The organism is Amnibacterium sp., from assembly GCF_025463795.1.
GTDB lineage: Bacteria > Actinomycetota > Actinomycetes > Actinomycetales > Microbacteriaceae > Amnibacterium.
In genome coordinates, this window is sequence record NZ_JAODBE010000123.1 from 1 (window position 1) to 25,127 (window position 25,127).

The 25,127-nt window shown below is 72.7% G+C and carries 23 protein-coding genes; 7 read left to right on the forward strand and 16 right to left on the reverse strand.

Features of this window, described 5'->3' with window-relative positions; all coding sequences use genetic code 11:
- On the reverse strand, positions 1-2,557 hold a 2,557-nt coding region (locus JWQ92_RS10965; RefSeq protein WP_297344496.1), incomplete at its 3' end, for an MMPL family transporter.
- Between the two features lie 64 nt (positions 2,558-2,621).
- Positions 2,622-3,182, reverse strand: a complete 561-nt coding sequence (locus JWQ92_RS10970; RefSeq protein ID WP_297344497.1) for a TetR/AcrR family transcriptional regulator — start codon at positions 3,180-3,182, stop codon at positions 2,622-2,624.
- 150 nt (positions 3,183-3,332) lie between these two features.
- Here JWQ92_RS10970 and JWQ92_RS10975 point away from each other — a divergent pair, with 150 nt between their 5' ends.
- A complete protein-coding gene (locus tag JWQ92_RS10975; RefSeq protein ID WP_297344498.1) occupies positions 3,333-3,617 on the forward strand; it encodes a hypothetical protein in 285 nt (94 codons plus the stop codon).
- Positions 3,618-3,665: 48 nt separating this feature from the next.
- On the opposite strand, the gene JWQ92_RS10980 is transcribed toward JWQ92_RS10975, so the two are convergent.
- Together JWQ92_RS10980 and JWQ92_RS10985 are read right to left on the reverse strand one after the other, a co-directional pair.
- Complete coding sequence (locus tag JWQ92_RS10980) at positions 3,666-4,847, reverse strand: mechanosensitive ion channel domain-containing protein (protein WP_297344499.1); 1,182 nt, start codon at positions 4,845-4,847, stop codon at positions 3,666-3,668.
- A 122-nt stretch (positions 4,848-4,969) separates the two neighbouring features.
- Complete coding sequence (locus JWQ92_RS10985) at positions 4,970-5,680, reverse strand: gamma-glutamyl-gamma-aminobutyrate hydrolase family protein (protein WP_297344500.1); 711 nt, start codon at positions 5,678-5,680, stop codon at positions 4,970-4,972.
- Positions 5,681-5,737: 57 nt separating this feature from the next.
- Between JWQ92_RS10985 and JWQ92_RS10990 the strand changes: the two genes are divergently transcribed.
- From JWQ92_RS10990 to JWQ92_RS11000, 3 genes are all read left to right on the forward strand, one after another.
- Positions 5,738-7,528: a glycoside hydrolase family 15 protein gene (locus JWQ92_RS10990; protein ID WP_297344501.1), complete on the forward strand. Its 1,791-nt coding sequence runs from the start codon at positions 5,738-5,740 to the stop codon at positions 7,526-7,528.
- A 102-nt stretch (positions 7,529-7,630) separates the two neighbouring features.
- A complete protein-coding gene (locus JWQ92_RS10995; protein ID WP_297344502.1) occupies positions 7,631-8,086 on the forward strand; it encodes an SRPBCC family protein in 456 nt (151 codons plus the stop codon).
- Positions 8,087-8,153: 67 nt separating this feature from the next.
- Positions 8,154-8,396: a hypothetical protein gene (locus tag JWQ92_RS11000; RefSeq protein WP_297344503.1), complete on the forward strand. Its 243-nt coding sequence runs from the start codon at positions 8,154-8,156 to the stop codon at positions 8,394-8,396.
- 86 nt (positions 8,397-8,482) lie between these two features.
- On the opposite strand, the gene JWQ92_RS11005 is transcribed toward JWQ92_RS11000, so the two are convergent.
- The 5 genes from JWQ92_RS11005 to JWQ92_RS11025 form a co-directional block, all read right to left on the reverse strand.
- On the reverse strand, positions 8,483-9,037 hold the full coding sequence (locus JWQ92_RS11005) for a dihydrofolate reductase family protein (protein ID WP_297344504.1): 555 nt from the start codon (positions 9,035-9,037) through the stop codon (positions 8,483-8,485).
- A 40-nt stretch (positions 9,038-9,077) separates the two neighbouring features.
- Complete coding sequence (locus JWQ92_RS11010; protein WP_297344505.1) at positions 9,078-10,568, reverse strand: polysaccharide pyruvyl transferase family protein; 1,491 nt, start codon at positions 10,566-10,568, stop codon at positions 9,078-9,080.
- A 251-nt stretch (positions 10,569-10,819) separates the two neighbouring features.
- On the reverse strand, positions 10,820-13,423 hold the full coding sequence (locus JWQ92_RS11015) for a glucosidase (protein WP_297344506.1): 2,604 nt from the start codon (positions 13,421-13,423) through the stop codon (positions 10,820-10,822).
- Between the two features lie 97 nt (positions 13,424-13,520).
- On the reverse strand, positions 13,521-14,729 hold the full coding sequence (locus JWQ92_RS11020) for a sigma-70 family RNA polymerase sigma factor (RefSeq protein WP_297344507.1): 1,209 nt from the start codon (positions 14,727-14,729) through the stop codon (positions 13,521-13,523).
- A gap of 23 nt (positions 14,730-14,752) precedes the next feature.
- A complete protein-coding gene (locus JWQ92_RS11025) occupies positions 14,753-15,118 on the reverse strand; it encodes a YciI family protein (RefSeq protein WP_297344508.1) in 366 nt (121 codons plus the stop codon).
- 227 nt (positions 15,119-15,345) lie between these two features.
- Here JWQ92_RS11025 and JWQ92_RS11030 point away from each other — a divergent pair, with 227 nt between their 5' ends.
- Complete coding sequence (locus JWQ92_RS11030; protein ID WP_297344509.1) at positions 15,346-15,714, forward strand: iron chaperone; 369 nt, start codon at positions 15,346-15,348, stop codon at positions 15,712-15,714.
- Here JWQ92_RS11030 and JWQ92_RS11035 read toward each other — a convergent pair.
- Positions 15,711-16,940 (reverse strand): LCP family protein, encoded by a 1,230-nt coding sequence (locus JWQ92_RS11035; protein ID WP_297344510.1) that lies wholly within the window; start codon positions 16,938-16,940, stop codon positions 15,711-15,713. The genes JWQ92_RS11030 and JWQ92_RS11035 overlap by 4 nt on opposite strands.
- A gap of 166 nt (positions 16,941-17,106) precedes the next feature.
- Entirely contained in the window at positions 17,107-17,943 is an 837-nt protein-coding gene (locus JWQ92_RS11040; RefSeq protein ID WP_297344511.1) for an undecaprenyl-diphosphate phosphatase, read from the reverse strand.
- Positions 17,944-18,228: 285 nt separating this feature from the next.
- On the opposite strand from JWQ92_RS11040, the gene JWQ92_RS11045 reads away from it, so the two are divergent.
- Entirely contained in the window at positions 18,229-19,488 is a 1,260-nt protein-coding gene (locus JWQ92_RS11045) for a phosphatidylserine decarboxylase family protein (RefSeq protein WP_297344512.1), read from the forward strand.
- A 27-nt stretch (positions 19,489-19,515) separates the two neighbouring features.
- Here JWQ92_RS11045 and JWQ92_RS11050 read toward each other — a convergent pair whose 3' ends face one another.
- The 4 genes from JWQ92_RS11050 to JWQ92_RS11065 all read right to left on the reverse strand — a co-directional run bounded on the left by JWQ92_RS11050 (position 19,516) and on the right by JWQ92_RS11065 (position 22,973).
- Positions 19,516-20,343, reverse strand: coding sequence for a serine protein kinase RIO (locus JWQ92_RS11050; protein ID WP_297344513.1), 828 nt, complete (start codon positions 20,341-20,343; stop codon positions 19,516-19,518).
- Positions 20,344-20,603: 260 nt separating this feature from the next.
- Positions 20,604-21,326 (reverse strand): YcnI family protein, encoded by a 723-nt coding sequence (locus JWQ92_RS11055; protein ID WP_297344514.1) that lies wholly within the window; start codon positions 21,324-21,326, stop codon positions 20,604-20,606.
- Between the two features lie 103 nt (positions 21,327-21,429).
- Positions 21,430-22,056, reverse strand: coding sequence for a hypothetical protein (locus tag JWQ92_RS11060; RefSeq protein WP_297344515.1), 627 nt, complete (start codon positions 22,054-22,056; stop codon positions 21,430-21,432).
- 323 nt (positions 22,057-22,379) lie between these two features.
- Positions 22,380-22,973, reverse strand: a complete 594-nt coding sequence (locus JWQ92_RS11065) for a cation transporter (protein ID WP_297344516.1) — start codon at positions 22,971-22,973, stop codon at positions 22,380-22,382.
- A 248-nt stretch (positions 22,974-23,221) separates the two neighbouring features.
- Between JWQ92_RS11065 and JWQ92_RS11070 the strand changes: the two genes are divergently transcribed.
- Positions 23,222-23,473 (forward strand): DUF3263 domain-containing protein, encoded by a 252-nt coding sequence (locus tag JWQ92_RS11070; protein ID WP_297344517.1) that lies wholly within the window; start codon positions 23,222-23,224, stop codon positions 23,471-23,473.
- A gap of 164 nt (positions 23,474-23,637) precedes the next feature.
- On the opposite strand, the gene JWQ92_RS11075 is transcribed toward JWQ92_RS11070, so the two are convergent.
- Entirely contained in the window at positions 23,638-25,014 is a 1,377-nt protein-coding gene (locus JWQ92_RS11075; protein ID WP_297344518.1) for a GAF domain-containing serine/threonine-protein kinase, read from the reverse strand.
- Positions 25,015-25,127 lie beyond the last annotated feature (113 nt).

Here is a 25,127-nt window from a genome sequence, read left to right on the forward strand (position 1 = left end):
GTTCGGCGGCGCGGATGCGCTCGAGCCAGATCGCCACGGACCCGCTGCGGGCCCGCCGCGGGGCGGCGCGGAGCCGCTCCGTGATCAGCTCGCCGACGGATGCGCTCGCCGCGGTGCCGTCGTCGAGCACAGGCGCGGCGAGGCGCCGCACGTCCGCGGCCTCCGACGGGGCGGGATGCCCGTCGATCTGCAGCGCGCCGCGCTCGGGCGCGAGGTGTCCGGTGAGCGTCGCGACGACGCCGCGGCGCAGGGCAGCGGGCACCGCGAGCGTCGTGATGCCGCCGCGACCGACCCGCAGGTCGATCGGCTCGGTGGTGAACGGGGCCGCGGCGACGAGGCGCTCGGCGGAGAGGAGCCAGCCCTCCTGCCCGGCGGCCCAGGCGAGCTGCGCACGGCGGGCGGCGAGCTCCTCCCCCTCGATGTCGACCGACGGGAGGACCCGGTCGAGCCAGCGGGGCAGGTACCAGCCCGCCCGGCCGACGAGCAGCATGACGGCGGGCACGAGGGTCATCCGCACGAGGAACGCGTCGAACACGATGCCGGTGGCGAGGGAGAGCGCGATCGGCTTGATCGTGCCGCCCCCCTCGGGGATGAAGGAGGCGAAGACGAAGAGCATGATCAGCGCAGCCGCGGTGACGACGCGGGAGCCGTGGGTGAAGCCGCGGCGCACCGCGAAGCGGGCGTCCTTCGTGTGCACCCACGACTCGCGCATGCCCGAGACGAGGAAGACCTCGTAGTCCATCGAGAGGCCGAACAGGATCGCGATCACGAGGATCGGCAGGAACGACAGCAGCGGTCCCGGCTCCGTGCCGAGCGCGCCGAACCAGCCCCACTGGAACACGGCGACCGTGACGCCGACGCTCGCGGCCAGCGAGAGCAGGAACCCGACCGCGGCCTTCAGCGGCACGATCAGGGACCGGAAGACGGCGAGCAGCAGCAGCACGGACAGGCCGACGACGACGAGCACGAACGGCAGCAGCGCGTTGCCGAGGCGGCTGGAGATGTCGATCTGCACGGCCGTCGTGCCGGTGACGGAGATGGGGATGTCGTAGTCGTGCCGGAAGGTCGGCTCGAGGGCGCGGATCCGTTGGACCAGCGCGATCGTCTTCGGCGAGTCGGGGGCCGACCCGGGGATGACCTGCACGATCGCGGAGTCGAGCGTCGCGTTCGGGGTCGGCGTGCCGACGGCGGCGACGTCCGGCAGCTGCTGGATCCGGCGCTTGATGTCGTCGAGCGCAGTGATGAAGTCGTTGTTCTGCGTCACGTCCGCGAGGATCACCAGCGGGCCGTTGCGGCCCGGCCCGAACTCCTTCGCGGTCAGGTCGTACGCCGTGCGGGAGTCGGTGCCGACGGGCTGGCTGCCGTTGTTCGGCAGGCTGAGCTCGAGGCTCGCGGCGGGGACGGCGAGCACCCCGAGCACCGCGACGACGAGGACCACGGCGGCGACCGGCGCCTTGGCGACCAGCGCCACCCAGCGGGCACCCATGGTGTGCACCTCGCCGGCGGCGGCCGCTTCGGCGCGCCGGGCGGCCCGGCTGCCGGGTCTCGGCACGAACCGCTGCCCGCCGAGGGTGAGGAGGGCGGGCAGCAGCGTCACCGACGAGGAGACGGCGACGAGCACCGCGAACGCGGCGCCGACGCCCATGATCGAGAGGAACGGGATGCCGACGATCAGCAGGCCGAGCAGCGCGATGATCACGGTCGTGCCCGCGAACGTCACCGCCGTGCCGGCGGTCGCGACGGCGGCGGCCACCGATTCGCCGATCGGCATCCCGCCCGCCACCTGCTCGCGGTGCCGGGAGATGATGAAGAGGCCGTAGTCGATGCCGACCGCGAGGCCGAGCATGAGGGCCAGCGTGGGCGCGGAGGTCGACACGTCCGTGAACAGGGCGATGATGCGGATGGCCGCGTAGGAGAGCGCGACGCCGATCACCGCCGAGACGAGCGGAAGGCCCGCGGCGAGCAGCGAGCCGAAGGTGACGACGAGCACAGCGCCCGCGACCAGCAGGCCGAGCCCCTCCGAGATGCCGACGCCGACGGACGACTGCTGGAACGCCTGACCGCTGAACGCCACCTGCATCCCTGCGGCCCGGCCGATCGCGCCGGTGTCCTTCAGCCGCTGCTTCGTCGCGGCGGCCACGCCCGAGTCGCCGGCCGTGAACTGCACGGCGATGATCGCCGCCCGGTGGTTGCCGGAGATCGCCTTCGTGGAGTACTTGCTGAACGGGCTCGACGCGCTCTCGACGCCCCGGACCTCCTTGATCGCGGTGACCATCCGGCCGATGGCCGCCTTCTCGGGGGCGTCGTCGATCCGCTGCCCGGACGGCGCGACCAGCACGACCTGGGCGCTGCCGCCCGCGGCCTGCGGGAAGACGGCGTCGAGACGGTCGAGCGCGGCCTGCGACTCGGTGCCCGGGATGGTGAAGCTGTCGGCGAGCTTGCCGCCGAAGCCGAACCCGCCGACGCAGAACACGAGCAGCAGCAGCACCCAGGCGGCGACGACCCGCCACGGGTGCCGGTGCGCGGTGCGGCCCAGGCGGTACAGGAACGCGGTCATGTGCGGGAGCCGTCCTCGAGGGGTGGGTTCGGATGCGACGGCGGTGTCGCGCGGAGTGGAGCGGTCAGGCGAGGGGAAGGGCGCGTCCTGGGAGCACCAGGTCGGCGAGCACGGAGGTGAGCATCGGGCGCAGGGTCTCGTCCGGGAGCCGCTCGGTGCCCCAGCGGTCGGCGGCGACGAGCACGAACGCCGTGCCGGCGAGGGCGACGCCGAAGCGCACCGCGTCGCGCTCCGAGCCCTCCGCGGGGCGGAGCAGCTGCTCGACGCGGCGGACGAGCTGGTCGGCCTCGTCGATGACGGGGATGCCGCGGAGCGCGCTGCCGTGGTTCACGATCACCGTGATGGCGAGCCGGTGGTCGAAGAGGAAGTCGACGAACCGGGCGAGGAAGTCCTGCGTGCCCGCGTCCCCGTCGAGATCGACCGATTCCAGCAGCGTGCCGAGGCCCTCGATGGCCGGGCGGAGGGCGGCGTCGAACAGCGCCTCCTTGCTGGAGAAGTGGTACAGCACGCTCGACTTCGAGAGGCCGGCGTCGTCGGCGATCCGTTGCAGCGATGCGCCCTCGAAGCCGACGGCCGCGAACTGCCGCAGGGCGGCAGCGATCAGCGGAGCGGCTCCCGACGACATCCGGGCAGCGTACTGCACGATCGGTCAGCCGCTGCCGCATGGAGCACGACAGCAGGACGAGCTCGGACGGCGCGGTGGAGCGCGCACCCAAGAGACGCACAGCGGACGACCAGACGCCGATCGGCGGACGACCAGTACCCTGATCCGACCATGGGCACCCTGCGGAAGTACCTCTTCAACGGCGTCATCATCTCGTCGCTGATCTCCGGCATCGGCGCGCTGCGGCAGCAGCGGAAGTCGCCGGCGGACTGGCGCACGGTGCTCACGTGGGCGTCCTGGATCCTCAGCTTCATGGTCGCCCTCGGCACCGTGCGCATCGAGTCGAAGAAGGCCGACGAGCCGAAGCCGAAGACCAAGGATGAGAAGGAACGCCGAGCCCGCGAGGAGCCGGCCACCGGCCCCAAACCGATCAAGCGGGCGCGCACGAAGGCGTAGCGGGACCGCTCCTCGGTCGGCGACCGGACGGAACGGCGGGCCGAGCGGTCAGGGCTCCATCGTCGCGACCGGACCCGTGAAGTTGCGGCTCCTGCGGTCGGCCTCGGCGGATCCGCTGAACAGTTCGCGGTCCCGCCGCTCCCCCTGCGTCACCGGGTCCTCCGCGACGCTCCCCGGATCGCGGGTGATCACGAGCCGCGTGCGCGGGAGCGCGTCCGGCGCGGTCCGCTGCATCCACCGGATCATCTCCTCGCGCACGAAGCAGCGCAGGTCGAACAGCGTCGGGGCGTCGACCGCGGTGAGCAGGATCCGCACGTGCACGACCGCGTTGATCGCGTCCGTCACCTGCAGCACGGCGGTGCGGCCGTCCCAGAGGTTCGTCCTGCCGAGGATCTCGTGCAGCTGCTCCCGCATCCCCTGCGGATCGACGCGCCAGTCGAGGTCGAACTCGACCGCCTGCATCAGCTGCGACGAGGTGCGGGTCCAGTTCTCGAACGGTGTCGTCGTGAAGTAGTTCGACGGCAGCACGAGGCGCCGGTCGTCCCACACGTGGACGACGACGTAGGTGAGCGTGATCTCCTCGATCCGCCCCCACTGGCCGTCGGCGACCACCACGTCGTCGACCCGGATCGCGCCGGAGAACGCCAGCTGGATGCCGGCGATCACGTTGCCGAGCGTCGACTGCGCCGCGACGCCCGCGATGATCGACACGACGCCGGCCGAGGCGAGCAGGCTCGCGCCCGCCGCCCGGGCGGAGGGGAAGGTGAGCAGGATCGCGGCCAGCGCGACGACCACGATCACCGCGACGGCGACGCGGCGGATGAGCAGGATCTGCGTCCGCACCCGGCGGGCCGACCGGTTGTCGGCGACGTCGGTCCGGTAGCGGCTGAGGCCGATGTCGACGAGGAACGAGACGGAAGTCGCGGCGAACCACGCGCCGGCCACGATCGAGACGACGGCGAAGACCTCGTCCCAGGTGTGCCGCTGCAGCTTCAGCAACGACGCGTCGAACCCGGCCCAGACGGCCAGCACCACGAGCAGCACCCGGAACGGCCGCCGGAGCCGCTGCACGCTCCGCTCCGGCCATCCGCGTCGCCGTGCGACGGCCCGGAAGAGGAGGCCGACGACGAGCGACACGAGCAGGGCCGCGACCACGGCCACGACGATGTCGAAGGTGATCCGGCTCCAGGTGGTCGCGATGATCTCGATCCACAGGCTGTACAGGTCCACGCGCGTCTCCTCGGCTCCGGTCGTCTGCTCTCGGCCCCCTCGCCTCGCGGCAACCCAGTATCGTCAGCCGGCCTCGCCGGTTCCGCGGCACGCGCAAGGAACCGCGTATGCGCCGCAAGCGTTCAGGAAGCGGCGGCCACCAGCGCCTCGAGCAGGCGCAGATCGGTGTCCTGCTCCGGATGCCACTGCACGCCGAGCGCGAAGCGGTGCGCGGGCGACTCGACCGCCTCGATGATCCCGTCGGCGCTCCTCGCGGTCACCACGAGCCCCTCCGCGACCCGGTCGAGCGCCTGGTGGTGGTGGCACCGCACCGTGATCGGCTCCCCCGCCGGCAGGATCCCTGCCAGCCGCGTGCCCGCCTCGATCGTCACGCCGGTCGGCACGAACACGCTCGGCTCGCTGCCGTGGCTCACCGCGCTGATCCCCGGGAGGTGCTGGTGCAGCGTGCCGCCGAGGGCCACGTCGAGCAGCTGCACGCCGCGGCAGATCGCGAGCACCGGCAGGTCGCGCTCCAGCGCGGCGAGCACGAGCGCCTGCTCCCAGGCGTCGCGCTGCGGTCGTGACGGCTCGGTGTGCGGATCGCGGTCGGCGCCGTAGAGCGCCGGATCCACGTCGACGCCGCCGGAGAGCACGAGCGCGTCGAGCACGCCGAGCACCCGGTCCACCGCCGCGTCGTCGAACGGCTGCGGGGGCAGCAGCAGCGGCACGCCACCGGCGGCGGACACCGCGAGGAGGTACTCCTCGGGCACGAGGGCGTACTGCCCGACCCAGCCCTTCTCGTCGGCCTGCTCCAGCGAGGTGGTCACGCCGATCAGCGGCTTGGCAGCGGTCACGGGACCTCCGTGTCGGGCGTCGGGGCGACGGACGGGGAGCAGGGCCAGTATGTCGCCATGCCGCTCCCCATCGAGGACTACGCGATGATCAGCGACTGCCAGTCCGCCGCCATGATCGGTCGCGACGGCAGCATCGACTGGCTCTGCTTCCCCCGCTACGACTCCCCCAGCATGTTCGGTGCGCTGCTGGGCGACGAGAGCCACGGCCGGTGGCTGGTCGCGCCGGCCGAGCCGGCGGCGATCGCCCGCCGCTCGTACGTCGACCGGACGGTGCTGCTCGTCACCCGCTGGATCACGAGCACGGGCGAGGTGGAGGTCACCGACTTCATGCCGCACGGCAACCGCCGCGCCGACATCGTGCGCCGGGTCCGCGGCGTGACCGGCACCGTCAGGATGCGGCAGGACCTGCGGATCCGCTTCGCCTATGCGAGCGCGACCCCGTGGGTGCGGCAGGTGGAGCGGAACGGCGACTCCCGCGCGCTCGTCGCGACCGCCGGACCCGACGCCGTCGTGGTGCGCGGTCCGCGGCTGAAGGCGCACGGCCCCTCCCATCAGGGCGAGTTCGACGTCGCGGCGGGCGAGACGGTCGACGTGGTGCTCACCTGGTACCCCTCCTACCGGGAGGCGCCGGATCCGATCGACGTCGACGACGCCATCCGGGTCTCGAGCGACTGGTGGAAGGAGTGGACCAGCGACATCGAGCACGACGGGCCGTACAGCGATCACGTCGTGCGCTCGCTCATCGTGCTGAAGGCGCTCACGCACGAGGACACGGGCGGCATCGCGGCCGCCGCTACGACGAGCCTGCCCGAGCAGTTCGGCGGCGAGCGGAACTGGGACTACCGCTACGTCTGGCTGCGCGACGCCTCGCTGACCCTCTCGGTGCTGCTGAACCACGGCTACCAGGACGAGGCGGAGCACTGGCGAGCGTGGCTGCTGCGGGCGATCGCGGGCGACCCCGCCGACGTGCAGATCATGTATGGGCTCGCCGGCGAGCGTGACCTGCCGGAACGGACCCTCACGACGCTTCCCGGCTACCGCGGCAGCTCGCCCGTGCGGATCGGCAACGGCGCCGTCGACCAGTACCAGGCCGACGTCATCGGCGAGGTCATGGTCGCCCTGCACGAGGCGCGTGAGAAGGGCCTCGACGAGGCGAAGCACGCGTGGCCGGTGCAGCGCGCCCTCATGGCGTTCATGGAGAAGCACTGGAAGCGCACGGACAGCGGCATCTGGGAGATGCGCGGCCGGGAGCGGCACTTCACCCACTCGCGCGTCATGGTGTGGGCGGCGTTCGACCGGGCCGTGAAGGCTGTCGAGGACTTCGGTCTCGACGGACCGGTCGACGTCTGGCGGCGCCTGCGCGACGCGATCCGCGCCGAGATCGAGGAGCACGGCTTCAGCGCCAGGCGGAACAGCTACGTGCAGTACTACGGCAGCGGCGACGTCGACGCCTCGCTGCTGATCCTCCCGCAGGTCGGCTACCTGCAGGCGGACGATCCGCGGATGCTGGGCACGGTCGCCGCGATCGAGCGCGACCTCATGCAGGACGGCCTCGTGCTGCGCTACCGCAGCGAGACGACGCCGGACGGCCTGCCGCCCGGCGAGTACCCGTTCCTCGCGTGCTCGTTCTGGCTCGTCGAGCAGTACGCGGCGAGCGGCAGGGGGGATGCGGCCTCGGCCCTGATGGACCGGCTCGTCGGTCTCGCGAACGACGTCGGGCTGCTGTCCGAGGAGTACGACGTCGGCGGCAAGCGGCAGGCGGGCAACACCCCGCAGGCCCTGTCGCACCTCGCGCTGGTGCGGGCGGCCGACGCGATCGAGCACGGCCGGGCGATGCCGACCCGCTGAGCCCCCATCGCCTGGACGCGCGTTCAGTGGGCGCTCCGGATCCGCCCAGCCCGCGTGCATACCGTCGGATGTCACATCGACCGACGACCGAAAGGAATTCTCATGGCTCAGGTCATCGAGACCATCGACGTGGACGTCCCCGTCGACAAGGCGTACAACCAGTGGACCCAGTTCGAGTCCTTCCCCCACTTCCTCAGCTTCGTGGAGTCGATCCAGCAGCAGGACGACACCCACAACCACTGGAAGGTGAAGATCGGCGGCGTCGAGCGCGAGTTCGACGCGGTCATCACCGAGCAGCACCCCGACGAGCGGGTCGCCTGGAAGAGCGTCGACGGCACGGAGCACGCGGGCGTGGTCACCTTCCACAAGCTCTCCGACACCTCGTCGCGGGTCGCCGTGCAGATCGACTGGCATCCGCAGGGTGTCATCGAGAAGGCCGGTGACGTGCTCGGCTTCGACGAGCGCAGCGTGAAGAAGGACCTCGAGCACTTCAAGGAGTTCATCGAGCGCCGGCCGACCGAGACCGGCGCCTGGCGCGAGGACGTGCCGCGGTCGTGACCGACGGCTCCCGCAGGACGACGGCCCGGCTGCGCCCGCAGCCGGGCCGTCCCTGCACGGCCGCGCCGTGAGCGGGTTGGACGGGCTCACGACCGAGCCGGAGGGCGCGGGCCGCTGGGCGGTGCTGGAGACGGGGCGGCCCGCCTCGGAGGCGCGGATCGGGACCGTGACCGGGAACGAGCACAGCGGGTACGCCCTGACGTCGGACGGCGACGAGGGCCCGCCCGCCGGCACGTACGGCACTCTCGACGACGCCGTGGCCGCCGTCGCGATGTGGCGGCTCGCCCGCTTCGAGGGCCACCGGCCGTAGGGGTCCGGCGAGCCGCCGGCGGGCGGGCGGGTTCGGACACCTGTGGGCGTCATCGGACGCCCGGAACGCCCGATTCCGCCCGTCGGTCAGGGCTCGACGGCGTAGCGCAGCTCGGCGAAGACGCCGGCCACCCGAGCGGCGGTGAGCCGGAGCCGACCTTCGAGCCGTCGCGGCAGCAGCGGCGCTCCGCCGTCGAGCAGCACCGGCGCCACGGACAGCACCAGCTCGTCCAGCAGGCCGGCGTCCGCGAAGGCGCCGGCGAGCTCGCCGCCGCCGACGAGCCAGAGGTCCCGCTCCCCCGCCGCGGCGGTCATCTCCCGCTGCACGGGGACGACGTCGCCCGAGACGAAGCGCACGTCGGCCCCGGGGATCGATGGGAGCTCGCGATGCGTGAACACCCAGGTGGGTCGGTCGCCGTACCAGTCGTGCCAGAGCTCCGGGCGCTCGAGCACGGGCTCGTGACCGAGCACCCACTCGTAGGTCGTGGCGCCCATCGCGATCGCGCCGACGCCGTCGAGGAAGGAGCCGAAGGCGCCCTCCTGGCCCTCGTCGGGCAGCGCGAGCAACCACTCGAGCGATCCCGCGGCGTCCGCGAGGTAGCCGTCGAGGCTCATGGCGGTGAAGTAGCGGGTGATGGTCACGCCGCCGATCCTGCCGCGCCGTCGCGCACGCCGCGAGCGGTCAGGCGGTCCGGGTGCCCGGTCGCGCGGGCTGCGTCGCAGGCGCGACCGGGCCACGCACGTGCTGGACGGCGCGACCGGCGAGCCGGGCCCACGCCTTCGGATCGAGGGCACGGCGACGGCGGTCCCGCGCCCGCTCGAGCTCCGCGATCCGGGCCACGAGCGGCTGCAGCGCCGCGGCGACCGGATCGGGCGAGAACGGCGGCGTGTACGCGTCGCTCGTCCGCACGTCCGGAGTCGGGTTCGTCTGCCGCAGCCACCGCAGCCGGTCGAGGAGCTCGCGCACGCCGTCCGGTCCGGTGGGCGGACCGACCGGTCCGGGGAACGGGGCGGCCGCCATCCGGGCGTCGAACCGCGCCGTGGCCGCCGCATCCCCGGCGGCATGGGCGAGGCCGTTGCGGTCCAGGAAGGCGCAGTAGCGGTCGAAGTTCTCGGGCACCAGGCGGTTGAACGCGTCGAGGTCGATCTCGTCGTGGAGCCGGTCGAGGTCGAGGTCCGCGTCGAGCCGCGGCATCACCCGGTACGGGATGGCGTGGTGGTCGGCGAGCTCGAGGGTGCGGGAGTCGGCCGCGAGCACGACGGCCGGCGTGCCGGCGAGCAGGGCGGCCACGTTGCCGTGGATCCGCGCGCCCACCGACAGGTCCCTACCGGCGAGGTATCGGATCCAGCTGCGGGGATCGACGAAGAAGCGCAGGCGGTCCCCGGTCCAGAGCGGGTGGTCGGTGGTCGCGGGCACCCCGGCCTGCTGACCCGTGATGGGCGTGCCCCAGAGGAGCAGCTCGAGCTCGAGGTTGCTCTGGCCGATGAAGACGCTCCGCGGGTAGGCGTCGGTGATGCGGCGCACGAAGGCGCCCGCCCCCGGATTGGCCAGCGCCGTGTTGAACGCGACGGCCGAGTCGCGGGTGATCGCGTCGGCCTTCCTGCGCACGGTGAAGGAGGGGCCGGCGTCGAAGATCGACGGGCAGCCGATGACGTCGACCGAGCCGGCGGGGATGCCGAGGTCGGTGAGGAACCGCTTCGTGATGGCGCCGCGGACGCCGATGGAGGCGGAGCGGTCGAGCACCGCGGTCACGAACGCCCGGGTGGCGTCCTTGACGTCGTCACCGACCGATCGCACCGACCCGTCGACGGGCAGCTGGGCGCCGGCCCCGACGACGACGACCGGGATGCTCAGGCGTTCGATGAGGCGGGTGAGGCGGGTGAGGGCGCCGACGAAGTCGGGCCGGAACGCGTTCGCGAGCGGGAGCACGAGCGCATCGAACTCCTCGTCGATGCGGGCGGCGAGCGCCGGCGTCGGCGCGGTCCGCTCGAGGGCGAGGGAGTCGGGGACGAGCTCCGCGCCGGGCACCGACAGGGCCCGGGTCACCGAGTTGCTGAAGAGCAGGTTGCCCGAGTTGCGACCGAAGACGCTCCAGCGCGACGCGGCGAGTGACGCCTCAGGGGTGACCACCGCGTCCGGGCGCTTCCCGGCGCGGATCAGGATCCTCGACATCGTCCTCCTGGCGGGCGCGAGCCGCCGGGTCCAGGTTCAGGTCCGTTGCAGGTGAGACGCGACCGACACGCCGCCCGCCTCGCAGCACCACGTCCGTCGTGGCGGTCTGCAGGACCGCGGGTCGTGTGCAGGACGACTCCGTCGCTCCGTCGTGCAACGGCCGAGGCACGAAAGCGTCGTCCGAGACGGGTAACGGCGCCGAGACGGTGCCGGCGATCGGCCGCGACCGAGGCGCGAAAGCGCCCCGGTCCTCAGCGGAGCCGATCGCGGATGCGCTCGAGCAGCAGGTTCGCGATCAGCCCCGTCCAGCCGGTCTGGTGGCTCGCACCGAGGCCCGCCCCGTCGTCGCCGTTGAAGTACTCGTAGAACAGCAGCGCGTCCCGCCATGCGGGGTCGGTGGAGAACCGCGGGTTTCCGCCCCAGACGGCCCGGCGGCCGTCGGCATCCGGCAGGTAGAGGCTCACGAGCCGGTCCGACAGGTCGGCGGCGAGGTCGGTGAACGTCGCGCTGCGGCCCGAGCCGGCGGGGTACTCGCAGAGCACCGTGTGCCCCGCCGCCTCCCCGTAGCGGCGCAGCGCCTGCTGCAGCAGGTAGTTCACGGGCAGCCACACCGGTCCGCGCCAGTTCGAGTTGCCGCCGAACAGTCCCGTCGTCGACTCGGCCGGCTCGTAGTCGACCTCGGTCTCGTCCTCGACGCCCGCGTGCAGCACGAACGGGTGGTCGCGGTACGCCGCCGAGACGGCACGCACGCCGTGCGGCGACAGCATCTCGCCCTCGCCGCCGACGACGCGCATGATGCGGCGCAGCCGCTCGCGGTCGACGAGGGCGAGAAGGCCGTGCCCTTCGCCGGCGGCCTCCAGATCGATGTCGGCGGCCTCCGCCGCGTCGCCGTGGTCCTCGAGGAACCGCTCCACGTGCGCCTTCAGGCGCGGCAGCCGGTCGAGCAGCTCCCGCCGCACCCCGACCGCGGCGAACACCGGCACGAGACCGCTCATCGAGCGCACCGCGATGGGCCAGCCGGCACCGTCCGGCCGGGCGAGCCGGTCGTAGAAGAACCCGTCCTCGTCGTGCCAGAGCCCGCTGCCCTCGGTGGCGCGGGCGATGAGGGCGAAGAGGTCGAAGAACATGAGCGCCATGTCCTCGAGCGCCGGATCCGTCTCGGCGAGGACCAGCGCGATCTCGAACATGCTCACGCAGTTCAACGCCATCCAGCCGGTGGCGTCGGCCTGCTCGAGCACGACGCCCTCGGGCAGCGCCGCGCCGCGGTCGAAGGGACCGATGTTGTCCATGCCGAGGAAGCCACCGCTGAACGTCCCGTTGCCGTCGGGGTCGTTCCGGGCGACCCACCAGGTGGAGTTGACGATGAGCCGCTCGAACACCTGCCGAAGCCAGGCGAGATCGGTGCCGCCGTCGCGGCGGAACACGTGCAGCGCGGCCCAGGCGTGCACCGGCGGGTTCACCGCACCGAAGTCCCACTCGTAGGCCGGGACCTGCCCGGTCGGATGCATCCAGCCGGCCCCCAGCACCATCGCGAGCTGCTGCTTCGCGAAGGCGGGGTCGACGTGCGCGAGGGTGACGCAGTGGAACGCGAGGTCCCAGGCCGCGAACCACGGGTACTCCCAGGGGTCGGGCATCGAGACGACGGCTTCGGCGTCGAGGTTCTGCCACTGCCGGTTGCGCCCGTGCCACCGCTCGGGCGGCGGTGCGGGCTGGTTCGGATCGCCGGTGAGCCAGGTGCGCACGCGGTACGCGTAGTACTGCTTGCTCCAGAGCATCCCCGCCATCGCCGAACGGATGACGTGCGCCTCGTCGGCGGTCGCGCCCGTGCTCAGCCCGCCGTAGAAGGCGTCGGCCTCCGCCGCGCGCGCCGCCATGGTGCGCTCCCAGTCCTGCCCGAGGTCGGGCGCGACGTCCGGGGACAGCCGGAGGCGGATCTCGTGGCTGCCGCCGCGCGGGATCTCGACCACGTGGTGCAGCGCGGCCTTCGTGCCCGTGCGGTCGGGGTTCACCGTGGCGGCGCCGTCGACCACGTGGTCGTTGATGCCGTCCTTGGGGTACGCGGGTCCCGGGCGTCCCCAGAGCCGCTCGGTGTTGGTCGCGTTGTCGCAGAACAGCGCCTCCGGGGATCCGTCGCTCGCGAGCGTCCTAGTGCCCAGCTCCTCGTGCCGCGCCACGAGCGCACCGCTTCCGGACGCCGTCAGCGAAGGCACCGGGACGCCGAGCCGCCAGCTCCAGGTGTCGCGGAACCAGAGGGTCGGCAGCAGGTGGACCGTCGCCGCCTCCGGGCCGCGGTTGGTCACGGTGATGCGGAGGCAGATGTCGTCCGGGGACGCCTTCGCGTAGTCGACCGACACGTCGAAGTACCGGTCCTCGTCGAAGACGCCCGTGTCGAGCAGCTCGTACTCGGGGTCGTGCCGGCCACGGCGAGCGCTCTCCTCGAGCAGGTCGGCGTAGGGGTAGGCACGCTGCGGGTAGGCGTAGCGCCAGCGCATCCACGAGTGGGTCGGCGTCGAGTCGACGAACCACCAGTACTCCTTCACGTCCTCGCCGTGGTTGCCCTGCGGGCCGGTGAGGCCGAACGCGCGCTCCTTGAGGATCGGATCCGCGCCGTTCCAGAGCGCGAGCGCGAAGCAGAGTCGCTGCCCGTCGTCGCAGAGGCCCGCGAGGCCGTCCTCGTTCCAGCGGTACGCACGGGACCGGGCGTGGTCGTGCGGGAAGAAGGACCAGGCGTCGCCGTCGGCGCTGTAGTCCTCCCGCACGGTGCCCCAGGCCCGCTCGCTGAGGTAGGGGCCCCATCGCCGCCAGGCGTCGACGTCCGCCCCCTGCAACCGCTCGCGCTCGGCGTCGTCGGTCATGGTCCTCCTTCGGCGTACCGCCGATCCTGCCCGAACACGCATCCACGTGCTCCCGCGGATCCCCCCCGCCGTGCACGGGTCCTGGACGCGCGGTCGCTCAGCGCTGCTCGAGCTCCGCGATCCGCGCGCCGTAGAAGTCCCGCACCGCCGCGTTCCGCTCGATGGAGCGCGCCGCCGCGTAGGCGGCCCGCGCCTCCTCCACCCGCTGCATCCGCCGCAGCAGATCGGCACGGGCGGCCGCCACGTGGCGCGCGGCCGCCGGCGCGCGCATCTCGAGCTCGGCGAGCGCCTCGAGCGACACCGGCCCCTCGCCGGGGAGGAAGCTGCGCGCGACGAGACGGGCGACCTCGGCCGCCGGCGACGGCCAGCGCTCGACCAGGCGGTCGTAGAGCCGGCAGATCGCGGGCCAGTCGGCGGACGCGAAGTCCCGTGCGGACGTGTGCAGTCCGGAGATGCCTGCCTCGAGCGAGAAGCGTCCACCGCCGGCGAGCGCCGCCGTGGCGAGGTCGAGGCCCTCCCCGAGCAGGGCGGGATCCCAGGTGCCGCGGTCCGCGACCTCGAGCGAGGCGACGGACCCGTCGGGCCGCACCCGGCCGGGGGCGCGGGCCTCGGTGAGCAGGAGCAGGGCGAGGAGCCCTGCCACCTCCAGGTCCGCCGGCGCGACGCCGCGGAGTGCTCGCGCGAGCTCGACCGCGGTCGTCGTGACACCGGTCCGGCGGAGGTCGGCGCCCTCGGCGGCGGTGTGACCCGTCGTGTAGAGGAGGTGCACCGTGGCGAGCACGTCGGGCAGCCGCGCGGCGAGCTCGGCCCCCGTGGGCACGGTGAACCGCACGTGCTGCTCCGCGATCCGCCGCTTCGCGCGGGTGAGCCGCGCGCTCATCGCCGGGTGGCTCACGAGCAGCACGGCGGCGATCTCAGCGGTCGGCACGCCGCAGACGAACCGCAGCGCCAGGGCGAGGCGGGCGTCCGGCTCCAGCGCGGGCGTGCAGACGGCGAAGAGCAGGGCGAGGCGGTCGTCGCCGGCCGCGTCGCTCACGGCGGGCGGTTCCTCGGCGGCGAGCATCGGCAGCCGCTCGACGAGGCGGGCCTCGCGACGCAGTGCATCGATCGCGATCCGCTTCGCGACCGTGGTGAGCCACGCTGCCGGGTTGATCAGGATCTCGCGGTCGCGGGCGGCGGCCGCGCGGGCGAACGCCTCCTGCACCGCGTCCTCGGCGAGAGCGAGATCGCCGGTGGTCCGGGCGATGACGGCGACGAGCCGCGGCCACTCCCGACGGAAGACGTCGTCGAGGGAGGGAGCGGCCACGGCTCAGCGTAGATCCGGTCGCGTCACATCGCGTTGGTGGCCATCACCGGCCACAGCTCGAGGCGACCGCCGCTCGGGCAGAGCGCCGCGAGCTCGCGGGCCTGGTCGGCGTCGCGCACGCCGAGCTTGTAGTAGCCGGTGACGACCTCCTTGGTGTCGGCGAACGGCCCGTCCGTGTAGACGGGCGAGCCGCCGTCACGGGCCGGGACGATGCGAACGGCGGTCGACGGCGGCTGCAGGGCGTCGCCGCCGAGGATGGAGGCTCCCGCCTGCTGCACGGCTTCCGCGAACGCCTGGTGGGCCCGCATGGCGGCGCCCCACTGCTCCTCGGTCACCGCGGTGGGGTCCCACGGCTCCTCGACGATCAGGACGATGTACTCCTCGGCCATGACTGTTCCTTCCGGTCTCGTCGCGGCCCGGGTGGCCGCTTCCTCATGTCGACGAACGGGCGCGGCGGATTTCGACAGGAGGGCCCGGATCCGTTCCCGAGGCTCATCCGGATGGGCCGAACGGCGGAGCCGGGTGCGATCCGGCGTCGCGGCCTCAGATCGGCCCCCGGGACGCAGGTGGCCCGCCCGGTGTTCCAGGAGGCGCCGAAGCGGAGCAGGATGCGGGCATGACCGCCGTGGACATCGACGACTACCTGGCCGGCGTCAGCGAGCCCGGCCGCGCGACGCTCGACGAGGTGCGGCACCGGATCCGCCGGCTCGTGCCGTCCGCGACGGAGGGGATCTCCTACTCGGTGCCGGTGTTCCTCGTGGACGGTGCGCCGATCGCCGGGCTGGCGGCGTTCCGCCGTCACCTCAGCTACCTGCCCCACAGCGGGCACGTGCTGGAGTCGCTCGGGCCGGCCGTCGACGGGTACGCCCGCACCCCGGGCTCGCTGCACTTCGCGCTGGACGAGCCGCTCCCCCTCGAGCTGCTGCGGGCGCTGCTCGCGGCGAAAGCGGAGCTGATGGGCCTGCCGCCAGGGGTGGTCGTCTAGCTGGAGGCCGCGACGGAGCAGGTCTGCTCGCTCGCCGTCTGGCCCGTGAGGCCCTTGAGCGCCGTGGACGAGGAGGACGAGGACGAGGAGGACGAGGACGGGCTCGGCGAGGGCGCCGAGGCGCTCGACGAGGAGGAACCCGCGGCCGTCTTCGCCGCCACGGCGCTGCTGCCGAGGTTCGAGGTGCTGAGCGGGATGGCGGCGCCGGCCTTCACCCGGGTCATCAGCGCGGCGGCGAGCGTCGCGTTCGGCACGACCTTGTTCGAGTCCGCGGGATCCGCGACGACGGGGTACTGCACGAAGGCGATCTTCGACAGGGAGATCTGCTTGAGCGCCAGCATCATCGTGACCATGGTGTCCACGTCGGCGAGCGATTTCGACAGCACCACGTTCCGGGCGGCCGCGGACGCGAGTCCGTAGAGCTTGGCCGGGTCGGTCAAGGTGCTGCTGCTCGTCATCTTCCGGAGCAGGGAGGACATGTAGGCCTGCTGCGAGGCTATGCGGCCGAGGTCGCTGCCGTCGCCGACGCCGTGCCGGTCCCGGAGGTAGGCGAGCGCCGTGCGCCCGGTGATCGTCGAGACGCCCGCGGGCAGCTTCAGCCCGGAGTTCGGGTCGTCGATCGCCTTCGTGGCGCAGACCTGCACACCACCGACCGCGTCGGCCATGGCGACGGTGCCGTCGAAGCTGAAGAGTGCCGCGTACGGGATGGCGAGCCCCGTCTGCTGCTCGACGGTGGCGACGACGCAGCCGAGGCCGCCCCGGGAGATCGCCGTGTTGAGCGGCTCGGCGGACACGGCGGAGTACACCTGCTTCGTCGTCGGGTCCGTGCACTGCGGCTGGTCGAGCACGAGGTCGCGGGGCAGGCTGACCACCGTCGCGCTCGTGTGGTCGGCGTTCACGTGGACGAGGATGTTGACGTCGTTCAGCGTCGCGTCGCGGCTCGCGCCGAAGCCCGTCTGGCCGCTCGAGTTGTCCTCGCCGACGAGCAGCACCGAGAACGCGCCCGAGAAGGCGCCGATCGAGGGCGTCTGCGCAGTCGTCCCGTTGCCGATGTCGACGGCGGAGTGCTGCAGCTCCGAGGTGAGCCGCCAGGCGGTGATCGCGGCGAGCGAGACGCCGGCGACGGCGCAGACGACCACCACCACGAGCGCGGTGCGCAGCAGCCGCACCCACCGGGGCGCCCGGCGGCCCGCGCCGTGCCGGACCGCCACTCCGTTCCGTCCCACGACCGTCCCTCCCGCCGCGGGCGGGCGCCCGCGGTCTCGACACGGCCGAGCCGGGGCCGCACGATCAGCGTCGGGCGTGTCGCTGTGGGCGCTGCTGGCGCATCCTAAGAACCGCCGATGATCCCAACAGGATCGGCTTCTGCGTTCATCCGGCGTGCAGGACGGGCTACTGGGCGGTGATGAGGCCGGCGAGCAGCAGCCCCGCGACGAGCGCGGCGAGGACGATCCGATAGGCGATGAACACCGAGATCGGATGCTTCGCCACGATCCGCAGCAGCCACGCGATGGAGGCGTAGGCCACGACGAAGCTGATGACGGTGGCGACGGCGGTCGGGCCCCAGCCGACGGTGGAGGAGATGTCCTTCGCCGACGTGGCCGCTTCGAAGCCGCCCGCGGCGATCAGCGCGGGGATGGCGAGGAAGAAGGAGAACCGGGTCGCCGCGACGCGGTTCAGGCCGCGGAACAGGCCGGCGCTGATCGTCGCACCGGACCGGGAGACGCCCGGAACGAGCGCGATGCACTGCATCAGGCCGATGACGATCGCATCGGCGAGGGTGAGCTGCTCCTCAGTACGCTTCTTGCGCCCGACCCGCTCCGCGATGAACATCACGATGCTCCAGAGCACGAGGGCCGCGACGACGACCCAGAGGCTGCGCAGCGCACCGGTGATGAGGTGCCGGGCGAGCAGGCCGATGATCCCGATGGGGACGGTGCCGATGATGACGTACCAGGCGAGCCGGTAGTCGGGGTCGGACCGATGGTCCCGGTTCGCGAGGCCCCGCACCCAGGCGGCGATGATCCGCACGATGTCGCGGCGGAAGTAGATGATGACCGCGATGATCGCCCCGACCTGGATGATCGCGGTGAACGCGGTCACGCCGGGGTCGTCGACGCGGAGGCCGAGCAGCTTCTCGACGATGGTCAGGTGGCCGGTGCTCGAGACGGGGAGGAACTCGGTGAGTCCCTCGATCACGCCGAGCAGCACTGCCTGGAGAAGGCCCACTGGGTCTCGCCCCTCTCGGTGATGCGGCGCTCCGCGCCGCGCGACCGACGGGCGGAGGGGATGGGTCCGGCCGTCGACCGCCTCACGTGAGGCGGCAGGGACCACCTTTTCGCATCAAGCCGGTCGGTTCCCAGCCCCACGCCGGATCGGCGGCACGCCGGGACCGGCGGGTCAGGTTCGCGTCAGTCCAGGCGACCGCTCCAGATCACGACCGCCGCCCGGCCTGCGCGCTCGTGACGGTCGGCGCGGGGGGAACGCCCATGCGCCCGGGGTTACCGTGCGGCTATGCCTGGTCCCGTGGTCTCTGTCGATGTGCGACGCAAGGCGGGCTGGCTGCCTGAGCAGGCGGACCTCGAGTCCTGGCTGACCCGGCACCGTCAGCGCGTGGCCGCGCTCGGCGAGCGGCTCGTGCTGCATCCGGTGGCTGCGAAGCTGAAGGACCTCGTCGAGGGCGACCCGGTGCTGCGGATGTACGCGGAGCGGATGGTCACCGAGGCGCCGGTCGGCAAGGAGTACAGCGACAAGCCGGTCGACTCGTGGGACGAGCTGCTCCGCATGATCAACGAGGTGCTCACGCTCGCGCCGGAGTTCGGTGACTCGACCGCGTCGACCCCGCTCGGAGCGATCCTCGACTGGCCGAGCGGCACCACGGCGGGGTTCGCGTTCTTCCGCGACGCCCGCGTCAACGCGGTGCTGAAGGAGCTGCTCGGCGTCTGGTGCGACTTCCTGAACAGCCCGGAGTCCCGGTACGTGCTGAACGACTCCCCCACCGGCTGGCTGTCCGACGAGGCCAGGGCGACGATCGGCATCGACCAGTTCGAGCACGACCCCGACGCCGAGTACGACGGCTTCGCCTCCTGGAACGACTTCTTCACCCGCCGCCTGGCACCGGGCGCGCGCCCGGTGGCGGCACCGAAGGACGGCCGCGTGATCGCGAACGTCTGCGAGTCCGTCGCCTACGGCATCGCCATCGACGTGCAGCGCAAGGACCGCTTCTGGATCAAGACCCAGCCGTACTCGCTCGTCGACATGCTCGCCGGCGACGAAGCGGTCGACGAGTTCGTCGGGGGCACGGTGTACCAGGCGTTCCTCAGCGCGAACAACTACCACCGGTGGCACAGCCCCGTCAGCGGCACCGTCGTGCGGGCCTTCGTGCAGGACGGCACCTACTTCTCGGAGGCGGACGCCGAGGGGCCGGAGGCGACCGAGCCTACGAACTCGCAGTCCTACCTCGCCCACGTGGCGACCCGCGCGGTGATCCTCCTCGAGGCGGACGAGCCGTCGATCGGCCTCGTCGCGGTCGTGCTCGTCGGCATGGTCGAGGTGTCGTCGTGCATCGTCGCGCCCGCCGTGAAGCCGGGGGCGCACCTCGACAAGGGGCAGGAGCTCGGGCACTTCCAGTTCGGCGGCTCGACCTACTGCCTGCTGTTCCGGCCGGGGGTCGTGGCCGAGTTCGCGCTCGACGCCGTCCCGCAGCCGCACCTCCCCGACCCGCCGATCAAGCCCGTCAACAGCCGCCTCGCCGTCGCAGGCGGCCGCCGCTGAATCCGGGACCGTCCCGGCGCCGGGCGGTCAGAACACCTCGCTGATCAGGTCGGTGAAGAGCAGGTCCTCGTCGGCCGCGACGCCGTGACGGGCGAACCAGTCGCAGATGATGTGGCAGTCGCGCTGCAGCATCGCGGCCCCGTTGGGGTTGGCGGCGATGTCGACGAGTTGCGGCAGGTCGATCACCACCACCTGACCGCGGTGCACGAGCAGGTTGTAGGCGGACAGGTCCCCGTGCGCGAAGCCGGCGCGGGCGAGCCCGTGCAGGATCCTCACGACCTGCTCGAACCAGTCCTCCGCCTCCGCCCGGCCCGGGCGGTGCTGGGCCAGGCGGGCGGCCGCGCGTGTCCCGTCGCCGATGAACTCCATGAGGATCTCGGTCCCCGAGATCTGCACCGGGTACGGCACAGGCAGGCCGAGTTGCGAGAGAGTGCAGAGCCCCTCGAACTCCGCGATCGCCCACCGCTCGGCCGAGACGGCCCGGCCGTGCGCGCTGCCGCGAGCGACCGCCCTCGTGTCGCGGGTGTTCCGCATCCGCCGGCCCTCCTGGTACGCGGCCGACCGGTGGAAGTCGGTGGTGCCCGGCCCCCGGTACCGCTTCGCGGCGAGGAGACACGTCGCCGTCGGATCGTCCGGGACCGCCCGCTCGAGGAGGTGGAGGTCGGCCTCCTTCCCGGTCTTCACGATCCCGAGCTCGGTGTCGAACGCGGCGGCCGAGACGACGAGCCAGTCGGGATGGGGTCGTGGCCCGCGCTGCGTCGGCGTGGTCGAGGGCCAGGTCGACCACCGTTGCCCGGGTCCGGGCTGGTGGGTCGAGAACCGCAGGGATGCGGTGGACTCGTCGAACAACGACACGGTGATCTCCGTACTGGGCTGGAGACCGCCGGGTGGTGCTAGGCGGCGGCCCCGATGGGTGAGGAAGTGGAGGAGGGCGTGCTGATGCGCACCGTCATGGCCTCGCTCCTTCCTTCTGCCCGAGCCGCGGCCGACCGCGTCGGCTGCGTGGATCGACGGTAGCGGCACCCGCCCGTCCGCACCAGGGCCAGGAGGAGCGGCTGCCGCTCCCCCTGGAGCCGCGGCCCCGACGTGCTGCAGGGCGGGGCCGCGGCCGTTTCTCAGGGGCGCCGCGAGCGGCGGGCGCCGACGACGGCGAGCACGCCGAGCCCGCCCGCCAGCACCGCGAGCACGAGCGCGGCGGCCGCAAGCACGGCGACCAGCATCAGATCGCTCGAGGTGGCGGGAGCCTCGGCGCTCAGCCCGACCGCGTCGGAGGTGAGCCGCTCGGTCCCCGGCGGCGCGTCCTCGACGTAGAGGACGGGGGCCGGATGGTCCGGCTCCTGGCCCGTCGCCGGCGTGGCCTGCGACCACCGCACGACCGTGCCGTCCGAGTAGGTCTGCGTCGTCGGGAAGGCGATCCTGCCGGTGCGGGGCATGGGTCCGACGCTCAGCACGAAGTCCTGGAACTGGCCGCTGACGAGCTTCGTGCCCGGGTCCGCCGTCCACTCGATCCGCAGCGGCGCCTCCGTGATCGTCGTGGCGTCGACCTTCGCCGGCTTCGGCAGCCTGCCGTCGACGACCCTCGCCGTCCAGCCGGGCACCGGCTGGTACGACACGTCGCCGAACGGGGTGGACGTGGGCAGCTCGATCACCACACGGGTCGTGCTCGCCGCCCCCGACTCGGTGGGGACGGAGAAGGTCAGCAGGGTGTCGTCCGCGCCGGCGACGGCCTGCCTCGGAGTGACGCGGACGTGGGCGCTCGCGCCCAGCGGGACGGCGAGCACGAGGGCGACGGTCGCCGCGGCGGCGACTGCCACCCGGGACCAGGACATCGATGACATGGGGAGATTCCTCACGAGGTGGAGCCGCCGAAGGGGCTCGGTTCAGCAGTGGGCCGCGCGCGATGCACACGGGAGCATTCGGACCCGAGGGCCGGGTGGGACGTCAGCGGTTCGGAACGGGAGGCGGGCCTCGGCGGGGCCGGACGGCCACCACCCGCTCGAGGTGGTGCGCGGGGGACGGATCCCACCGGGTCGCGACGAGTGCGCGGAGCCGCGGCCGCTCGTCGTGGGTCCGCTCCGGCACGGGAACGGGGCTCAGCCGGTGGGCGAGTCGCACGAGAGCCCAGAAGGCGGCCTCGCCGCGGTTCCACGCGACGACCGTGAGCACCGCGGCGACGGCGTGAGCGGTCCACATCGCTGCGGTCGGAGCGGCCATCGCGGCCATGGGTGCCTCCGCCGGCATGCCCGGCATCGGCCCGAGCACGGCACCGGGCCGCGGCACGACGAGCGCCGACGAGGGCGCCGCCCCGAGCGTGAAGGTCGCGTGCAGGGCGGCCTCTGCGAGCAGGATCGTGAGCGCCTGCCCGGCGAGCGACGGCCGCCGGCCCATCAGCAGGATCGCGGGCCACCAGGAGAGCACGCCGACCGTCGCGACGAGCAGCATCGACGGCGGAGCACCACCGGCGGCGACATGCGACGCGAGCGCGACCAGGGTGGCGAGCGTGGACGCGGCGGCCGCGCGAGCCGCACGCACACGCCGGTGCGACGGATCGAGCGCACGGACCGCCACGGGGGCAGCCTACGTCCGCCGCCGCAGCGGCTCCCCGGCCGCCGGGTCCTGCCGCTCGGCCCTCGGGATGTGCAGGCCGTCGCACGCCGCCCCGAGCGCGGGACGGCTCACTGCTCGAGCACCGTGGCCGAGTACGCCAGGTGCTCGCTCCCTGCGCGACAGTGTCGCTCGAGGTTCGAGCCGCCCTCGCTGATGCGTCGAGCCGTGGTGCAGCGGGCGGCAGGGCCGGAGCAGCTCCTCGTGTCACCTCGGTCGGATCGAGGAGGACGGCGGCCGGCCGATCTTCGCGGCCGGGGCGTCTCGCCCGCTGCGGATGCTGCCGTTCAGCCCCGCCGGATGTGCACGGCCTCGCGGACGGCGTAGACCACGAGCACGAGCGCCGCGAGCGGGTCGGCCCACCACCAGCCGAGGAGCGCGTCGACCGCGAGGCCGATCAGAACGACGACGGCGAGCATCCCGTCGACGACCGTGACGCGGCCCTCAGCGACCAGGACCGGGTTCCCGAGCTCCGCGCCGGTGGCTGTCTTCCCCGCCGCGAGCAGGAACATGACGACAGCCGTGACGCCCGTCCAGACGATGCCCGCCGGCCCGTCGTGCGGATGCAGCCGCGTCACCAGCGCGAAGGCCGATGAGGCGACGAGGTACACCGCGAGCAGGAGGAACGCGGCGGCGATGATGCGGAGCGCCCGTACCTGCCGCGCCGCGCCCGTGCCCGACAGCTCCCAGATCACCACGATGCCGGCACCGATCTCGATGAGGCTGTCCAGCCCGAACCCGACGACGGCGACCGACCCGCTGCTGAGCGCGATGGCCGCCAGGACGACGACGCCGGCCACGTTCCATGCGAGCGTGGCCGCCTCGAGCGCGAAGCCGCGACGCCGCAGCACGACCGAGCGCTGCGCCGGCAGGGCCGTCACCGCACGACCGGCGTGGCCGCGACCGCATCGATGGTGTGGGGGTGCTCGCGCGCGCCCCTGATGCCGTCGACGTGGTCGATCACAGGGGTGATGGTGTCACGGGCCCCGATCGGGCCCTGTCGCAGCGGGACCCACGGCGAAGAACTCGTACACAGGTACGAAAACGATGTGGACAACCCGGCAGGGCCCGCCCGCCGGACGTCAGCCGGCAGGCAGGGGATGTCGTACCTGTCTTCGATACTCGTCGCATGCTCACGGAAGACGCACACCGGTTCCTCGCCTTCGAGGAGGCGCACCCCGCACCGACCGGCAGGAAGACCGACCTCATCCTCTTCACCTTCGGGATGTCGAGAACGGAGTACTACCAGCGGCTCCGCTACCTGTCGACGCAGGCCGACGCCGTCGAGGCGTTCCCGATGGTCTGCAAGCGGGTGCAGCGGTCGATGCGACAGCGGACCGCGCAGCGGCAGACCCTGCTCGACCTCACCGCCGCGATCTAGGGAGCGCACCGGCGAAGCCGGCGAGCTCCTGCCGGGCGGGCCTGCGGCGGGCTCGGCAGGAACGAGAACGACGAGGAGACCCGCTCCTCGCCTCGGTGCCGTACGCCCCCGGGACAGGGACCCGGAAACCCCCGACCCGAAGAACCGTCACGCCGGGGCCGCCCTCATTCGTTCCGGCTCGCCCGTCCGAGGGCGATGCGTCGCGCGGCACGGCGGATCTCCATCTCGTGCAGGGCCATGGCGGCGAGGTCCTCGAGCGTCGCCGTGTCGGTCGCCGACATCCGGCGCGGTTCGGTGTGCGCGATCGCGAAGGTGCCGAGATTGAGTCCGTCGCTCGTCTTCAAGGGGACGCCGGCGTAGAACCGGAAGGGAGACGCCTCAGCGCCAGGAACGTGGGCGATTCGCGGGTCGGTCGCGACGTCCTCGATCACGAGCGTCTGCTCATGGAGCCCCCCGGCGGCGCCGAGACCGCGCGTGCGCTCGACCTCGCTCACGTCGATCCCGTGCCTGGACTTCAACCAGACCCGCTCCTCGTCGACGATGCTGATGACGGCGACAGGCACCTCGAACACGCGGGCGGCGAGCGCGGTGATCCGGTCGAACTCGGCGTCCGGCGGCGTGTCGATCAGGTTGTAGTCCCGGACGGCGGCGACCCGTTCGGACTCCGGATCGCGAGGCCTGGGTCGTTGGCCACCCAGGTCGCCGACGATCAGGTCGCGGAAGGCGGCGGCCGCGTCCTCCGCCGTCGGTCGGTCCGCTGGAACCCGGGAGGTCATCGATCGCAGCAGCGCCGCCAGCCCGGCGGGGGTGTCGGGCGGGATGGCGGGATCGCGGTCGAGGCGCGCCATCGCGGAGTCGATCACGCTGCCGGGGAACGCAGGCCGCCCGGTGTACGCCTCGAGAAGCACGAGCCCGACGGAGTAGATGTCCGTCTCGGATCCGAGCGGGAGCCCTTCGACCTGTTCGGGGCTCAGGTAGGCCGCGGTGCCGGTCGTCTCGTCGCTCGGCTCCCCCATGTCCCCGCGCAGCACGGCGATCCCGAAGTCGGCGAGCTTCCCGCGCGCGGGTCGGCCGCGGGAGGCGGCGAGCAGCACGTTGGCCGGCTTCAGGTCGCGGTGGATGATCCCGCGCTCGTGGACGTAGGCCAAAGCGCTCAGCAGGTCCCAGCCGAGGTAGGTCACCTCGAGCGCCGACAGGGCGCCCTGGCGGAGCCGGTGGCGGAGGTCCGGACCCTCCACGTACTCCATGACCAGGAACACCTGCGGTGACGTGACGTCGGTGAGCTCGACGCCCGCGTCGAGGAGCGTGACCAGGCCGGGGTGGTTCAGCCCCCCGAGCATGCGGGCTTCGCCCTCCTGCGTCCGCAGATCCTTCGGGTCGATCGCGGGCGTCCTGAAGACCTTGATCGCGACGTCGCGGCCGAGCAGGATGTCGCGGGCCCGGTAGACGGTCGATGCGCCACCGTGTCCGAGCGGAGGACCTGGGCGATAGCGACCCTGCAGCACGGCCGGGAGCGGAACGGACGACGTTGCGTCGGCCATCGGCCATCCCCCCTCAGACGAACCGTGTGCGATGGCGGACATGCTCTCATCCCGAGGCATCTATTGATACGGGTTGCGCCTTCGAGCCGCCGAGGGGACGACGCAAGTGCGGT

What these genes read in the sequence shown, in the direction of transcription:
- JWQ92_RS10970 (WP_297344497.1), bottom strand. Translation starts at nt 3,182, where the DNA reads ATGTCGTCGGGAGCCGCTCCGCTGATCGCTGCCGCCCTGCGGCAGTTC.
- JWQ92_RS10975 (WP_297344498.1), top strand. Translation starts at nt 3,333, where the DNA reads ATGGGCACCCTGCGGAAGTACCTCTTCAACGGCGTCATCATCTCGTCG.
- JWQ92_RS10990 (WP_297344501.1), top strand. Translation starts at nt 5,738, where the DNA reads ATGCCGCTCCCCATCGAGGACTACGCGATGATCAGCGACTGCCAGTCC.
- JWQ92_RS10995 (WP_297344502.1), top strand. Translation starts at nt 7,631, where the DNA reads ATGGCTCAGGTCATCGAGACCATCGACGTGGACGTCCCCGTCGACAAG.
- JWQ92_RS11010 (WP_297344505.1), bottom strand. Translation starts at nt 10,568, where the DNA reads ATGTCGAGGATCCTGATCCGCGCCGGGAAGCGCCCGGACGCGGTGGTC.
- JWQ92_RS11015 (WP_297344506.1), bottom strand. Translation starts at nt 13,423, where the DNA reads ATGACCGACGACGCCGAGCGCGAGCGGTTGCAGGGGGCGGACGTCGAC.
- JWQ92_RS11025 (WP_297344508.1), bottom strand. Translation starts at nt 15,118, where the DNA reads ATGGCCGAGGAGTACATCGTCCTGATCGTCGAGGAGCCGTGGGACCCC.
- JWQ92_RS11030 (WP_297344509.1), top strand. Translation starts at nt 15,346, where the DNA reads ATGACCGCCGTGGACATCGACGACTACCTGGCCGGCGTCAGCGAGCCC.
- JWQ92_RS11045 (WP_297344512.1), top strand. Translation starts at nt 18,229, where the DNA reads ATGCCTGGTCCCGTGGTCTCTGTCGATGTGCGACGCAAGGCGGGCTGG.
- JWQ92_RS11055 (WP_297344514.1), bottom strand. Translation starts at nt 21,326, where the DNA reads ATGTCATCGATGTCCTGGTCCCGGGTGGCAGTCGCCGCCGCGGCGACC.
- JWQ92_RS11070 (WP_297344517.1), top strand. Translation starts at nt 23,222, where the DNA reads ATGCTCACGGAAGACGCACACCGGTTCCTCGCCTTCGAGGAGGCGCAC.
- JWQ92_RS11075 (WP_297344518.1), bottom strand. Translation starts at nt 25,014, where the DNA reads ATGGCCGACGCAACGTCGTCCGTTCCGCTCCCGGCCGTGCTGCAGGGT.